The organism is Domibacillus sp. PGB-M46 (genome assembly GCF_022668875.1).
In the GTDB taxonomy this organism is placed as follows: domain Bacteria; phylum Bacillota; class Bacilli; order Bacillales; family Domibacillaceae; genus Domibacillus.
In genome coordinates, this window is sequence record NZ_JAKGCR010000007.1 from 39,395 (window position 1) to 53,090 (window position 13,696).

Genomic DNA, 13,696 nt, shown 5'->3' on the forward strand with positions numbered 1-13,696 from the left:
AAGGAGAATGAATTGATGGGGAAAGCTACCGGTTTTATCGAATATGAACGCAAAACAGCTCCAGGGCGCAACCCGGCTGAACGGGTAAAAGACTGGAGAGAATATACGACAAAGCTTCCGGAAAAAGAACTGCAAATTCAAGGAGCCCGCTGCATGGACTGCGGGACTCCTTTCTGCCACACTGGCCAGATGATCGGAGGTACACCGTCCGGATGTCCGCTTTACAATTTGATTCCAGAGTGGAACGATCTTGTATACCGCGGCCGCTGGAAAGAAGCGCTGGATCGTTTGCTGAAAACAAATAACTTCCCAGAGTTCACGGGCCGTGTCTGCCCTGCTCCGTGTGAGGGATCTTGTACAGTAGCGATTACTGATCCTGCCGTTGCCATTAAATCAATTGAAAAAGCGATTATCGATAAAGGATTTGAAGAAGGCTGGATTACACCAAATCCACCTAAACGCCGCACTGGCAAACGTGTAGCTGTTGTTGGTTCTGGTCCTGCCGGCCTTGCCGCAGCAGACCAGCTGAACAAAGCCGGTCATCTTGTAACAGTATTTGAGCGCGACGATCGTATCGGCGGCTTGCTTATGTACGGTATTCCTTCTATGAAACTTGAAAAAGAAACGGTTGAACGCCGCGTTAACCTGCTCAAAAATGAAGGTATTGAGTTTGTTGTGAACACAACAATAGGTAAAGATATTACAAAAGAACAGCTGAAAGAAGAATACGATGCGGTAATTCTTTGTGCAGGCGCGCAAACACACCGTGACATTGTGATTGAAGGCCGTGACTCAGAAGGTATTTACCTTGCGATGGATTATTTAACAAGAAGCATTAAAGGCTTGTTGAATGAGTCTGAGGAAGGGGTAATCTCTGCAGAAGGCAAAAACGTCATCGTAATTGGCGGTGGTGATACAGGTGCTGACTGTGTGGCAACAGCGATTCGCCAAGGCGCTAAAAGCGTTGTTCAATTCGGCAAGCACGAAGCCCAACCTGCGAGACGCACTAAAAACAACCCGTGGCCACAGTACCCAAATGTATTTGAATTGGATTACGCGTATGCAGAGGCAGCTGCTGTTTACGGTGAAGACCCACGTGAATATTTGATCGCGACAACAAAGTTTGTAGCGGATGAGCATGGTAAATTAAAAGAACTTCATACGGTTCGTATGGAAAAAACGTATCTTGAAGATGGCAGCTATACAATGGAAGAAATTCCCGGAAGTGAGCAAGTGTGGCCTGTTGAGCTTGTGCTTGTAGCAATTGGCTTCAGTGGAACAGACATGCCGCTTGCTTCCCACTTCGGTGTAGATACAACAGCACGCAATACTGTACTTGCGAAATACGGCAAATACACAACAAACGAAGAAGGCATTTTTGCGGCCGGCGATATGCGCCGTGGACAAAGCCTTGTTGTTTGGGCGATTCATGAAGGGCGCGAAGCTGCACGTGAAGCAGACCGCTTCCTTATGGGTGAAACAAAGCTTCCTTAATCAGCTCTCCAAGCTGCCTCTTACCAAGAGGCAGCTTTTTTCATATTTACTACAGAGTAGAAGGCCTTCTTTACGCTGTCACAGCAATTGTATGAGCCATATATGCGTATAAAAAAAGAACCAGCTTCCGCTAGTCCCGTCTTAAATAGTGTAAAAAGGTTTCTGCTGTTTTCGTCATAAAAGGGGCGTCTGGAATGATCGCATAAAAATTCCGTTCATAATACAAATTCCCGCCGCCTACAATCTTCAGCTTCTCAAGCTCCAGCTCATTTCTAATCGTCCATTCCGACAAAAGCGCCACTCCCAGTCCTGCTTCAACTGCTTCTTTAATAATCTGCGTGCTGCCAAATTCCAAAATCTTAGCCGGCCGAATGCCGTTTTTCGCGGCGAACCAGTCAAACGCTTCTCTTGTGCCAGACCCCTGCTCCCTGACAATCCATGTTTCTTCATTTAAATGAACGCGTTTTTCACTGTTTTCTTTTTTTCCCTTGATCACGTACATTTTATCGGAGGCAATTTTTTCAGCAATGAGCTTGTCTGAAGCCACTGTTCCTTCCACAACGCCAAGGTCAATTTCATTATGGATGACCTTTTCAGCAATTTCCTGCGTGTTCCCAATCGTAATATAGGGATCAACAGAAGGAAACTTATTGAGGAAATCCGCTACAATGTGCGGCAAAATGTATTCCCCAAACGAATAGCTTGCGCCAACAGCAAGCTTCCCCTTTACTTCACCGGCTAAATCCTCCACTGCCTGCTTCATCTTATCATTTAGCGTAGAAATTTCCCCGCCGTAATAAGCAACAAGGCTGCCTGCTTTCGTCAAACGGATTTTTTTGTTCGTTCGGTCAATTAGTTTAATGCCAAGCTCTTCTTCAAATGACTTAATATACTGGCTTACAGCCGGCTGGGTGATAAACAGCTCTTCTGCTGCTCTTGAAAAGTTCATATGCTTTACTACAGTTAAAAAAACCTTTAATTTTTGTTCCATATCCGCCCACCATCATACGTGATTGCTTTTCACTTTTTATTAGCTGTTTCTATTTTAGCATGATTAAGAAGGAAAAAGGGAATTGAAGGCAAACAAAAAGCATTCAGGTGTCCTCCAATGACATCTGAATGCTTTGTTTTGTTTTAAAGGGATCAGCTATTCTCCAATAACAGCTGAAAGTAAGTATCTCGTTGCGTCCAGCCGTTCTCCGATAACCGCTGAACAAGAGACGTGTTTATTTTTTCATTAAGCTGTACAGAACTGCTTTTTGAGCATGCATGCGGTTTTCAGCTTGCTGGAACACAACAGACGCTTCTCCGTCCATCACGCCGGCAGACACTTCTTCCCCGCGGTGCGCTGGCAGGCAATGCATAAACTTGCATTCTGGGTTCGCTTTGGCAAGCAGTGCTTCGTTCACCTGATACGGCGCAAAAGCTTCCAATCGAAGAGCAGACTCTTCTTCCTGCCCCATACTGGTCCAGACATCCGTGTAAATAAAATCGGCTCCCTTCACAGCTTCAGCCGGATCTTCTGTAAAAGTAACGACTGCGCCTGTTTGAGCGGCAATTTCCTTTGTTTTTTGAATGACTGTACTGTCTGCTTCGTACCCTTTCGGTGCTGCTAAAGCAAAGTCCATGCCCATCATTACAGCGCCAATCATTAGAGAGTGAGCAACGTTATTGCCGTCGCCGATATACACCATTTTGCTGCCTTTAAAGCTTCCTTTAAGCTCATATACCGTCAATAAATCAGCCAGCGCCTGGCATGGGTGGTATAAATCAGTCAGCCCGTTAATAACCGGAACCGATGCTGCTTCTGCCAGCTTTTCGATTCGGTCATGTCCGTGCGTACGGATCATAATCCCGTCCAGGTATCCTGATAACACTTTACCCGTGTCTTCAATGGTTTCACCACGGCCGATTTGCAGCTGGTCTGAGCTTAAAAACATGCCGTTGCCGCCAAGCTGAAGAATGGCTGCTTCAAATGAGACACGCGTTCTAGTGGAATTTTTCTCGAAAATCATACCGAGAATCTGTCCTTTTAAAGCATCAAAATAAGCTTCTTTTCGTTTTTTCATATCGTCAGCCAGAACGATCAGTGCTTCTACTTCTTCTGCGCTGAAATCGAGAAGTTTCAAGAAATCTTTTCCTTTTAAATCGAGTTCTTTTACTTTTTCTATCGTGATCATAAAAGTCACCCCGACGTGCCGTCACCGTTGTTATATTTATATTTATACACTATCTAGAATTAAAATACAACCTCTTTCCCAATTTTTTTGCTTTTCTTTCTAAAAACTTTCTCTTCATGTATACTCTTTACGGAAGGAAAAGGTGATAAAGGATGAGAAAGAAAACACGAATGCAAGATACGATCACGGTAAAATCCGCTCAAGTATTCCCGCCGGATACGAACTATTACGGTACGCTATTCGGCGGAAAATTAATGGCTCATATTGATGACGTGGCTTCTATTTCCGCAACACGCTTTGCACGCAATCCGACTGTCACTGCTTCTACGGACTCTGTTGACTTTATACGGCCGATTAAAGTAGGCGATACGGTTACACTGATGGCCATGGTTACGTATACAGGCCGTTCGAGTATGGAAGTTTTCGTCCGGGTAACCTCTGAAAATCTCATTACAGGTGATAAAGAGGTGGCGGCTCTTTCTTTTTTAACATTTGTTGCGATTGATCAAAACGGCAAGCCGGTGGAAGTCGGCGAGGTTATACCGGAGACAGAAGAAGAAAAATGGCTGTTTGAAACAGCACCTGCCCGGGCCGCGCATCGGAAATCCAGAAAAGATCATAGTAAAGAACTAGCTGCCTTTTTTAAAAAGGTATGACCTTTGTACCCTCTTTTTCGTAACAAAATTTAAGTTTTCGTAACAAGACCGCTCTTTCTCCCTGTAAGAGCGGCTTTTTTTGTTGTCATGACTGTAATATACAAAGATTCATCTTTTTGTCCCATGTACGGGTGTTTCCCTTCTTTCTTATAATGGGCGCAGGCGAAAAAATGCCGTTTGGAGGAATGGATACTATGTTGGGACAAGCTGAAATCGGTATTGATTTGGGCACAGCAAATTTGCTCGTTTACAGCAAAGATAAAGGCATCATTTTAAATGAACCTTCTGTTGTAGCCCTTGATATGGATACGAAAAAAGTACTTGCGGTTGGCGCGGACGCCAAAGAAATGATCGGAAAAACTCCCGGGCGGATTGCCGCTGTGCGCCCGATGAAAGATGGAGTAATTGCTGACTTTGATGTAACCTCTGAAATGTTAAAAGAACTAATGAAAAAAGCGGGAAAAGCGGCTGGATTTACGATCCGCAAGCCAACGGTTGTGGTGTGCACACCATCCGGCGCAACAGGTGTAGAACGCCGGGCGATTCAAGATGCCATTAAATCAAGCGGTGCCAAAACGGTACACTTGATTGAAGAACCGGTCGCAGCCGCAATTGGCGCGGACCTTCCGGTAGAAGAACCCATTGCAAATTTGATTGTTGATATCGGCGGCGGGACAACAGAAGTAGCGATTATTTCGTACGGCGGTGTTGTTACGTGCAATTCAATCCGCCTTGCTGGTGATAAACTGGACGAAGACATCATTCAATATATTCGCAAGGAATATAATTTGTTAATTGGTGAACGAACAGCGGAAAAAATAAAAATGGACATTGGCTATGCGCCGGTTGAGCACAATGAACTTCATATGGATGTGCGCGGCCGTGATCTTGTAACCGGCCTGCCAAAAACAGTACGTGTCAGCTCTTATGAGATTCAAAATGCACTGCGTGAGTCGCTTATGGCCATCCTGGAAACGATCCGCGTTACGCTGGAATCCTCCCCTCCAGAGCTGAGCGGTGACATTGTCGACCGCGGCGTTGTGATCAGCGGCGGCGGCTCGCTTTTAAATGGCCTTCAGGAATGGCTGGCGCAGGAAATTATCGTACCGGTTCATTTAGCGCCAAATCCGCTTGAATCCGTAGCGATTGGAACAGGACGTTCGCTTCATGTTCTCAAAAAACTACAAAAAGTAACATCATAATCAAAAACAGGCTGCCATTTTCGGCAGCCTGTTTTGTTTAAACATGTCGTTTCAGATTCGGCCTATTCCATACAAGCTGTCCATCTTTTATTGGTAGGGAGCAGCCTGATAAAAAAAGTTTGGTGACAGAATCGTATTATCATAGGTGCGATGGAAAATATGGGTGGCAGCGGGAGATACGGGCGGAACAAGCCACGCCCAGTCTCCCGTTGCTCTTCTGCCCGCTGCTTCTTCATTTTGTTCAAAGATGCGGTGCTGTCTCGCTGCCGTATGGTGATCGACAATGGTAACCCCGGCTTGTTTAAACGAGTAAAGAACAGCAACATTCAGCTCTACAAGAGCCCGGTCTTTCCATAAGGAGGAAGCATACTGCGTGTCCAGTCCGATCACGTCCGCCACAGCCGGCAGCCGGTTGTACCGGTTTTCATCGGCCAAATTACGCGCACCGATTTCCGTGCCCATATACCAGCCGCTAAACGGCGCAGCTTGGTAGTCGATACCGCCAATCTCAAGCCGCATATCTGAAATGACCGGAACCGCGTACCATTTAAGCTTCAATTCTTTAAAAGACAGAATGTCCGGATGGACAAGGTCCACTTCCACCCGGCATTTCTTAGGAACGTCCTGCCAGACGGGAGGATTGCTGCCGATTTGGACGATCCAGGGCAGCAGATCAAAGTCACTTCCTTTTCCCCGCCAGCCGAGCGACTCACACTTTTCGGTCAGCGTGCGGGAATGTGGATCCCCGGCATGTTCATACCCCGCATAGCGAAGCAGCTGATGATTCCAAATTCGAATTTTTTGTTCCTGTTGATCCGGCCGAAAAATTGTAATGGCCGGCCGGATTTTACCGTCATTGTGAGCAAAAACAACATGCCGCTCAAGTGCACGAAACACATCCAGCGCTGTTTCGGCAGTTCGTTCATCAAACACATGGAGCGTCTGCCAGAACAGCCGGCCGATACAGCGGTTGCTGTTCCGCCATGCAAGTTTCGCCCCATACTCCAATTCTTCAAAGGTATGTGTGTATGTACCCAACTCTTCTATTTCACAGTAAACCTGCTCGAGCCTCGCTTTCGCTTCCTCACCCGGCCGGCTTGTTTCCTGATAAAAGTCGATAATAAATTGCTTTGCTTTCTGCCATCGTGTTTTGTTCATGCTCGATCCCTCTCTTTATCAAAATTATACCAGTATGCAGGCTTTGTGACCTTGAACATTTGGTGTCATCCGGTTATAATTTAGATAGTTAGACAATAATCTAAATAAGGAGGCTGTTCATGTCTGCCACCCTTGTATTTAAGGCTCTCTCTGATCCCACCCGGCGCTCTATTATCGAGCTGCTGAAAAAACAGGATATGATAGCCGGTGACATTGCAGAGCATTTTCAAATGACCAAACCGAGTATTTCCCACCATCTCCACACGCTGCAAAATGCCGGACTTGTTTTGTCTGAACGGAAGGGCCAGCACATTATTTATTCACTCAATACAACCGTTTTTCAGGATATTGTTTCCTGGATGCTGACGGTATCTGGAAAGGAGAAAGAAAAATGAAAAATCGTTTCTTTTGGATGATCGTGTTACTTGCTTCTTTTGCCAGTATTGCTGCATTTCCCTACCTGCCGGATCAAGTCGCAACACATTGGGGATCCTCCGGAGAAGCCGATGGCTATTCTTCAAAATGGTTTGGCGCCTTTTTCGGTCCCGCGATGATTCTTTTGATTGGCGGTCTTTTTAAGCTTCTCCCCAAAATAGATCCGCGCCGGCAAAATTACGCTAAGTTTCAAAGCAGCTATTCGATTATCACCAATGCCTCACTGACTCTTATTTTCGTCATTCATCTCCTGCTGCTCACAAATGGGCTTGGCTATGAAGTGCATATGGATACTGCTGTTTCTCTTTTGATCGGCGCTCTTTTTATGATTATTGGAAATTACATGCCCCGTATGCGTCCCAGCTATTTTGTCGGCATTCGGACACCCTGGACGCTTGCAGACGACCGTATTTGGACCAAAACACACCGCACCGGCGGATGGCTGTTTGTTACAGGTGGGCTTGTGCTGATGGCATCGGCTCTTTTGCCGGCTGCTGTAAAAATACCGACACTGATTAGTGTGGTCATTTTAATTGTCTCTATCCCTTATCTACAATCATATCTTTTATTTAAGAAAAGCCATCATTAACCAGTCCCTTTTAGCGAAAATTGCTCTTGACTGGATGGTACAGAGACGATATGATATTTTTAATTATTCTTGCAATTTTATAAACTCATTCTTATCAAGAGAAGCCGAGGGTACTGGCCCGATGACGCTTCAGCAACCAGCCGTACGGTCAGGTGCTAAATCCAGCAGACTGAAACGGTCTGGAAGATGAGAAGGAACGGACAACACATACATGTTGAAAAGCCTTCTTGCCGTTAAGAAGGCTTTTTTTATTTTATTATTCAGTATAAGAGAGGATGCTGCGCCATGACACTGCTCGACAAGTTAAAAACAAGCGTGCTGACTGCCGATGGAGCGATGGGTACATTATTGTATTCTTATGGAATCGATTTTTGCTATGAAGAACTGAACACGGAAAAGCCGGAAGTCATTGAAAAAATCCACGGCGACTACATTCAAGCCGGAGCGGATGTTATTCAAACGAATACGTATGGCGCGAATGCTTTAAAGCTTTCCCGGTATGGAATGGAAAGCCGTGTACGTGAATTAAACGAAGCGGCGCTGCGTATCGCGAAACGGGCGGCTGCTCCGGGCGGCCAGTTTGTACTTGGCACAATCGGCGGCATCCGCGGCATCCGTAAAAGTACAGCGACCAATGATGAAATTCTCGCTTCTGTACGCGAGCAGGCTGAAAGCTTATTAGCCGGAGATCCGGACGGACTGCTGCTTGAAACATATTATGATTTTGAAGAATTGACCGATACTGTAAAGCTTCTTCGTCAAATGAGCAATGTGCCGATCATTGCCCAAGTATCCATGCATGAGCCAGGTGTTCTGCAAAATGGACTGACTTTAAATAATGCTCTTTCTCAGCTTGAAGGCATCGGAGCGGACGTGGTCGGTGTCAACTGCCGTCTCGGTCCTTATCATACGATTCAGGCGTTTGAAGAAGTCACACTGCCAAGCAAAGCATTTCTTTCCGCTTATCCGAATGCGAGCCTGCTGGATGTAGAAGATGGCCGGATTGTTTATGAATCAGAAGCCGACTATTTCGGACGGGCGGCTGTTCTTCTTCGCAACGAAGGTGTCCGCTTAATTGGCGGCTGCTGCGGCACAACACCGAAACATATTGAGGCGGCGAAAAAACGCCTTGCCGGCCTTCCTCCTTTGACAGAGAAAAAAGTACAAACGAAAAAACCCATTATTATTCAAGAAGCGGCACCGGCGACGGATGTCTCCATTTGTGAAAAAGCGAAAACAGAGCGCACCATTATCGTTGAGCTTGATACACCTAAAACACTTGTAGCGGACAAGTTCATCGAAGGTGCGAACGCACTTTATAAAACAGGCATTGATGCCGTGACGATGGCAGATAACTCTCTTGCTTCCCCACGCGTCAGCAACATGGCGATGGGTGCTACGCTAAAAATGAAGCATGATGTTCGTTCTCTCGTTCACATTACGTGCCGCGACCGCAATTTAATCGGCCTGCAATCCCACTTGATGGGTCTCGATGCGCTCGGTCTTCATGATGTTCTCGCGATTACAGGCGATCCGACAAAGGTCGGCGACTTCCCGGGCGCGACCAGTGTATATGATGTTTCAAGCCTAGAGCTTATTCAGCTTATTAAACAATTAAACGAAGGGATTTCTTTTTCTGGTAAACCGCTGAAAAAGAAAGCCAACTTCTCCGTTGCTGCGGCTTTTAACCCGAATGTCCGCGTACTGGACCGCGCTGTTAAGCGGATGGAGAAAAAAATCGAATGTGGTGCAGACTACTTTATTACACAGCCGGTGTTTACAAAAGAAAAAATTGTTGAAGTATATGAGGCAACAAAGCATTTATCAACACCGGTGTTTATCGGTATTATGCCGCTGACCAATATGCGGAACGCCGAGTTTTTACATCACGAAGTACCGGGAATCAAGCTGTCGGATGAAACGCTTGAGCGTATGCGTGCCTGCGGCGAAGACCGCGAAGCGTCTGCAAAAGAAGGCGTTCAAATTGCCAAGGAATTGATTGAGACAGCAGCCAGCTTGTTTAACGGCTTGTACTTGATTACACCATTTTTACGCTATGACATGTCAATTGAACTGATTCACTTTATAAAAGAACTTGATGCACAGAAAGAAAGCGGGGCTGTTTATGACCACACATCTTATTGAACAAGAGCTGAAAAAACGCATCCTCCTCATTGATGGCGCAATGGGGACAATGCTCCAAAATGCGGATTTAACACCAGAGGACTTCGGCGGCGAAGAGTATGACGGCTGCAACGAAAATCTTGTCCTCACAAGACCGGACGTGATCGAGCGTATCCACCGCGAATATTTAGAAGCGGGCGCGGACATTATTGCGACGAATACATTCGGAGGCACTCCGGTTGTATTAGATGAGTACGACCTTGGTGATCAAGCATACGAAATCAACCTGCGCGCCGTACAAATTGCCCGAAAAGCCGTAGACGAATTTTCAACGCCAGACTGGCCCCGCTTTGTCGCCGGCGCAATGGGACCGACAACGAAAACATTGTCTGTCACCGGTGGTATTACCTTTGACGCGCTCGTTGATAACTTTGAGCTGCAGGCAAAAGCGCTGATTGAAGGCGGCGCGGATTTGATCTTAATGGAAACGAGCCAGGATATGCTGAATGTAAAAGCCGGCACACTTGGCATCCGCCGCGCTTTTGATGCAGCGGGCGTGGAGCTTCCGGTGATGATTTCAGGCACCATTGAGCCAATGGGCACGACGCTTGCCGGACAGAATATTGAAGCCTTTTACATTTCAATTGAGCATATTAAGCCGCTCTCTGTCGGCTTAAACTGCGCCACTGGCCCTGAGTTTATGACCGATCATATTCGTTCTTTGTCAGACCTTGCGACAAGCTATGTAAGCTGTTATCCAAATGCCGGTCTTCCCGATGAGGAAGGCCGTTATCATGAATCACCAGACTCACTGGCGCAAAAATTGTCGGCTTTCGCCGATAAAGGCTGGCTGAATATCGTCGGCGGCTGCTGCGGTACAACTCCTGAACATATCCGGGTTATGCGGGAAGCGGTCAAGGATAAACAGCCGCGCGTATCGCCTGAACATCCACACGGACATGCTGTTTCAGGTATTGAGCCGCTTTTATATGACGATTCTATGCGTCCCCTTTTCATTGGTGAGCGGACAAATGTAATCGGCTCACGTAAGTTCAAGCGGCTCATCGTCGAAGGAAAATTCGAGGAAGCTTCTGAAATTGCCCGGGCACAGGTGAAAGGCGGCGCCCATGTCATTGACATCTGTCTGGCTAACCCTGACCGCGAAGAGCTGGACGACATGAAAGCATTTATGGCAGAAGTCGTTAAAAAAGTGAAAGTCCCTCTTGTGATCGACTCTACCGATGAAAAAGTCATTGAAGAAGCATTGAAATTTTCACAAGGTAAAGCCATTATTAACTCGATTAACTTAGAAGACGGTGAAGAACGCTTTGACGCGGTGATGCCGCTTGTGAAAAAGTATGGTGCGTCAGTAGTGGTTGGCACGATTGATGAAGAAGGAATGGCTGTTACGCGTGAACGCAAGCTGGAGATCGCCATTCGCTCACATGATTTGCTTGTAGAAAAATGGGGACTTGCACCAGAAGATATTATTTTTGACCCGCTCGTCTTCCCTGTCGGCACAGGTGACGAGCAGTATATCGGATCTGCTGTTGAAACCATTGAAGGGATCCGCCTGATTAAAGAACGGCTCCCGAAATGCTTAACCGTTCTCGGCGTAAGTAACGTGTCATTCGGCCTTCCTCCTGTCGGCCGTGAAGTGCTGAACGCCGTGTACCTGTACCACTGTACGCAGGCAGGTCTTGACTATGCGATTGTTAACACGGAAAAGCTCGAACGGTATGCCTCGATTCCAGAAGAAGAAATCAAGCTTGCCGATAATTTGCTGTTTACAACAACCGACGAAACGCTTGCGGTGTTCACTGACTTTTACCGTGACAGAAAAAAAGAGAAAAAAGAAGCAGACATACCGAAAACCGTGCCGGAGCGGTTAAGCTATTACGTAGTTGAAGGTACAAAAGAAGGCCTTCTGCCTGATCTTGAAGCAGCACGCGGTATGTACGATGATCCGCTTGATATCATTAACGGTCCGCTCATGAAAGGAATGGCCGAAGTTGGCCGGCTGTTTAACGACAACCAGCTGATTGTGGCCGAGGTTCTGCAAAGTGCAGAAGTCATGAAAGCATCCGTTGCTTACCTCGAGCAGTTTATGGAGAAAAAAGAAGACGATACAGGAAAAGGTAAAGTTATTTTGGCTACCGTCAAAGGTGATGTACATGACATCGGTAAAAACCTCGTCGATATCATTTTAAGCAACAACGGCTTTAAAGTAATTGACGTAGGCATTAAAGTAACACCACAGGCATTGATTGACGTGATTCGTAAAGAAAAGCCGGATATGGTCGGCCTGTCAGGACTACTTGTTAAGTCCGCCCAGCAGATGGTGATTACTGCCCAGGATTTTAAATCAGCAGATATTGATGTCCCTATTTTAGTTGGCGGCGCCGCTCTGTCACGCCGGTTTACCGAAACAAAAATTTCCCCGGAATACAGCGGGCCGGTTTTGTATGCCAAAGATGCGATGGATGGGCTTGATATTGCCAACCGCCTGCAAAATGCTGAACAAAAAGTGACGCTTTTGCAGGAGCTTGAGGAGAAAAAAGAAAAACGAAAAGCGGTTGAAGCGTACCGCGACGAACGAAAAGAGCAGGCTGTTGCCGTCGCGCCGAAACCGGTAAAAACAGTCCGTGAAGACGTTCCTGTTTTTGTTCCTCGTGATACACGCCGCCGCGTGCTGAAGGATTACGCAATTTCACACTTGAAGCCGTATGTGAACATGCAGACATTAATCGGCCATCATCTCGGCATGAAAGGCAATGTGAAAAAGCTGCTCGAAGAAAAAAATGAAAAAGCGATTCAGCTTCATGAAACCGTGACAGGCTTTTTGAACCAGGGCACCTTAAAAACAGCAGCCGTGTATCAATTTTTCCCGGCACAGTCTCAAGGTGATGATGTAATTGTTTATGACCCGGCGGATGCGAAAACGGAAATCGAACGATTCACTTTCCCGCGCCAGGAAAAAGAGCCGTTCCTCTGCCTGGCTGACTACGTAAAATCAGTCGAAAGCGGCGAAATGGATTACGTTGGCTTTTTCGTGGTAACAGCCGGCTTCGGTGTACGGAATGCGGCCGTTAAGCTGCGCGAGGAAGGCAGGTTTTTAGACAGCCACGCCCTTCAGTCCACCGCGCTTGAGCTCGCAGAAGGCTTTGCCGAACGTATTCACCAGGAAATGCGCGACCAATGGGGCTTCCCGGATCCTGTTGACTTTACGATGCGTGAACGATTCGCGGCCAAATACCAGGGCCAGCGTTTTTCATTCGGGTATCCAGCTTGTCCGAACCTTGAAGACCAGGAAAAACTGTTTGGCCTGATCCAGCCGGAGGAAATCGGTGTTCATTTAACGGAAGGCTTTATGATGGAGCCGGAAGCATCCGTTTCCGCCATTGTCTTTGCTCATCCGGATGCCCGTTATTTTAACGTTCATTAAAACTTTAACCCGTGAAGGAGGGACTAACAGTCGATATATGCTTTTCGACCGTTAACATCTCTCGCTCAACACTTGAAAAGCCGTCCCTTATGGACGGCTTTTCAGTGTACAGACAAAGTCTTTCGCTTTTAAAAAAGAGCCGATAAGTAAAACCTGCCGAACTTCGCGTTCTCCGGACAGTGCGGGAGCCTCGGCTGCGCCTGCGGGGTCTCCCGACTCACTGTACTTCCCGCAGGAGTCTTCGTCCGGCAGGCTTCACTAAGTCTAAGTGATGTTGAAGATCAATAAGCTATGGCCTTAGTAGCTCCATACAATCTTGTCGCAGGCCATTTGGCGGCAGGAGGGGAGCGCAGACTCTTATGGGCTCAGCGTCTGCCCCATGGAAAGCGGAGCTGCCTGGATCCCGCCGATCC

10 protein-coding genes and 1 riboswitch are annotated in these 13,696 nt (G+C 46.9%); of the genes, 7 read left to right on the top strand and 3 right to left on the bottom strand.

The genetic code is table 11. The features are described 5' to 3' along the window. Positions 1-15: 15 nt before the first annotated feature. Positions 16-1,494 carry a glutamate synthase subunit beta gene (locus L2D08_RS10890; protein WP_242233801.1) on the top strand — a complete coding sequence of 493 codons (1,479 nt, stop codon included), beginning with the start codon at positions 16-18 and terminating at the stop codon, positions 1,492-1,494. 130 nt (positions 1,495-1,624) lie between these two features. Here L2D08_RS10890 and L2D08_RS10895 read toward each other — a convergent pair whose 3' ends face one another. Beyond that, entirely contained in the window at positions 1,625-2,485 is an 861-nt protein-coding gene (locus L2D08_RS10895; RefSeq protein WP_242233802.1) for a LysR family transcriptional regulator, read from the bottom strand. Positions 2,486-2,720: 235 nt separating this feature from the next. Then, positions 2,721-3,674, bottom strand: a complete 954-nt coding sequence (gene argF / locus L2D08_RS10900; protein WP_242233803.1) for an ornithine carbamoyltransferase — start codon at positions 3,672-3,674, stop codon at positions 2,721-2,723. Between the two features lie 152 nt (positions 3,675-3,826). Here argF and L2D08_RS10905 point away from each other — a divergent pair, with 152 nt between their 5' ends. Together L2D08_RS10905 and mreBH are read left to right on the top strand one after the other, a co-directional pair. Further along, positions 3,827-4,330, top strand: a complete 504-nt coding sequence (locus L2D08_RS10905; protein ID WP_242233804.1) for an acyl-CoA thioesterase — start codon at positions 3,827-3,829, stop codon at positions 4,328-4,330. A 194-nt stretch (positions 4,331-4,524) separates the two neighbouring features. Beyond that, positions 4,525-5,532: a rod-share determining protein MreBH gene (mreBH, locus tag L2D08_RS10910; protein WP_242233991.1), complete on the top strand. Its 1,008-nt coding sequence runs from the start codon at positions 4,525-4,527 to the stop codon at positions 5,530-5,532. An 87-nt stretch (positions 5,533-5,619) separates the two neighbouring features. On the opposite strand, the gene L2D08_RS10915 is transcribed toward mreBH, so the two are convergent. Next, on the bottom strand, positions 5,620-6,690 hold the full coding sequence (locus L2D08_RS10915) for a nitric oxide synthase oxygenase (protein WP_242233805.1): 1,071 nt from the start codon (positions 6,688-6,690) through the stop codon (positions 5,620-5,622). 119 nt (positions 6,691-6,809) lie between these two features. Between L2D08_RS10915 and L2D08_RS10920 the strand changes: the two genes are divergently transcribed. The 4 genes from L2D08_RS10920 to metH all read left to right on the top strand — a co-directional run bounded on the left by L2D08_RS10920 (position 6,810) and on the right by metH (position 13,283). Continuing rightward, the gene (locus L2D08_RS10920) at positions 6,810-7,085 is read left to right on the top strand and encodes an autorepressor SdpR family transcription factor (protein WP_242233806.1); all 276 of its coding nucleotides are present in this window, start codon (positions 6,810-6,812) and stop codon (positions 7,083-7,085) included. Next, entirely contained in the window at positions 7,082-7,714 is a 633-nt protein-coding gene (locus L2D08_RS10925; protein WP_242233807.1) for an SdpI family protein, read from the top strand. The genes L2D08_RS10920 and L2D08_RS10925 overlap by 4 nt, the downstream gene beginning before the upstream one ends. 88 nt (positions 7,715-7,802) lie before the next feature. Next, positions 7,803-7,907, top strand: a riboswitch (SAM riboswitch). Between the two features lie 92 nt (positions 7,908-7,999). Next, positions 8,000-9,859 carry a bifunctional homocysteine S-methyltransferase/methylenetetrahydrofolate reductase gene (locus L2D08_RS10930; protein WP_242233808.1) on the top strand — a complete coding sequence of 620 codons (1,860 nt, stop codon included), beginning with the start codon at positions 8,000-8,002 and terminating at the stop codon, positions 9,857-9,859. After that, positions 9,840-13,283 (top strand): methionine synthase, encoded by a 3,444-nt coding sequence (gene metH / locus L2D08_RS10935; protein ID WP_242233809.1) that lies wholly within the window; start codon positions 9,840-9,842, stop codon positions 13,281-13,283. The genes L2D08_RS10930 and metH overlap by 20 nt, the downstream gene beginning before the upstream one ends. The last annotated feature ends 413 nt before the right edge of the window (positions 13,284-13,696 follow it).

Excerpts from the sequence above, each read along its gene's own strand:
- L2D08_RS10895 (WP_242233802.1), bottom strand. The coding sequence starts at position 2,485 with ATGGAACAAAAATTAAAGGTTTTTTTAACTGTAGTAAAGCATATGAAC.
- L2D08_RS10915 (WP_242233805.1), bottom strand. The coding sequence starts at position 6,690 with ATGAACAAAACACGATGGCAGAAAGCAAAGCAATTTATTATCGACTTT.
- argF (WP_242233803.1), bottom strand. The coding sequence starts at position 3,674 with ATGATCACGATAGAAAAAGTAAAAGAACTCGATTTAAAAGGAAAAGAT.
- metH (WP_242233809.1), top strand. The coding sequence starts at position 9,840 with ATGACCACACATCTTATTGAACAAGAGCTGAAAAAACGCATCCTCCTC.
- mreBH (WP_242233991.1), top strand. The coding sequence starts at position 4,525 with ATGTTGGGACAAGCTGAAATCGGTATTGATTTGGGCACAGCAAATTTG.
- L2D08_RS10930 (WP_242233808.1), top strand. The coding sequence starts at position 8,000 with ATGACACTGCTCGACAAGTTAAAAACAAGCGTGCTGACTGCCGATGGA.
- L2D08_RS10925 (WP_242233807.1), top strand. The coding sequence starts at position 7,082 with ATGAAAAATCGTTTCTTTTGGATGATCGTGTTACTTGCTTCTTTTGCC.
- L2D08_RS10920 (WP_242233806.1), top strand. The coding sequence starts at position 6,810 with ATGTCTGCCACCCTTGTATTTAAGGCTCTCTCTGATCCCACCCGGCGC.
- L2D08_RS10905 (WP_242233804.1), top strand. The coding sequence starts at position 3,827 with ATGAGAAAGAAAACACGAATGCAAGATACGATCACGGTAAAATCCGCT.
- L2D08_RS10890 (WP_242233801.1), top strand. The coding sequence starts at position 16 with ATGGGGAAAGCTACCGGTTTTATCGAATATGAACGCAAAACAGCTCCA.